1 protein-coding gene is annotated in these 712 nt (G+C 45.9%); it reads right to left on the bottom strand.

The window, feature by feature from the left end; translation table 11 throughout:
* The coding region (locus K5E19_RS23215; protein ID WP_221553283.1) for a DUF2931 family protein at positions 1–654 on the bottom strand (654 nt) is incomplete at its 3' end.
* Positions 655–712: the final 58 nt, after the last annotated feature.

Here is a 712-nt window from a genome sequence, read left to right on the forward strand (position 1 = left end):
AGGGTAGGTTTTGCCCTTGATAAAGTCTTTTGTATCCTGATCATATCCCTCCGGAATTTTGTAAGACATATCAAGCCGACTTATCCCTTTACATCCCTCCAGTTTATCGCCTGACAGCGTTGTGATTTTTTTAGGCTCTACCGGCAGGTTGTCTCCCCCGCCGCTGTTTTGCAACCAGACTTTGACCTTACCCTCTGGTGCCAGGCCAAAGAGAATTGTGTTGTACCAGGCCTTTTGTCCTAAACGGTCTATCCCTGTCGCAATGCCCATTTTTTCCCTCATGGACGCAGGGAAAATGATACGCGTCTCATAGGTTTTTTTATCAATAATCGAATCCCAGCAAAACAACATAGCCACAGGTGGATGACGAGCTTTATTAAATTGACCATGCCGTCCGACCTTATTATTCCATTTCCCAACGGTCAGGTAGCTATCCTGAGTACTGTCCAGGGTTCTGAATGAGTAGAGGATGTCTTTGTCATCAATAATGCCAACATAATTGACAAAAGCCGGAAGCGCTTTCGGCGTAAAAAACGCAAATTCCCATAGCCCATAAGGCATCTCACCGGTTTCTTCCGGAGTTAGAGATCCAGCCGAGTGGCAGCCTGCAATTGCAAGTAAGAGTAAAAGAAAAACCCGTTTGCCAGATTTCATTTATTGCCATCCATGGAGTTAAGCGTGAGTTTCCAGCCTCACCAGTTGCCGTAAGGGT

The organism is Enterobacter sp. RIT637, from assembly GCF_019718755.1.
Taxonomy (GTDB): domain Bacteria; phylum Pseudomonadota; class Gammaproteobacteria; order Enterobacterales; family Enterobacteriaceae; genus Enterobacter.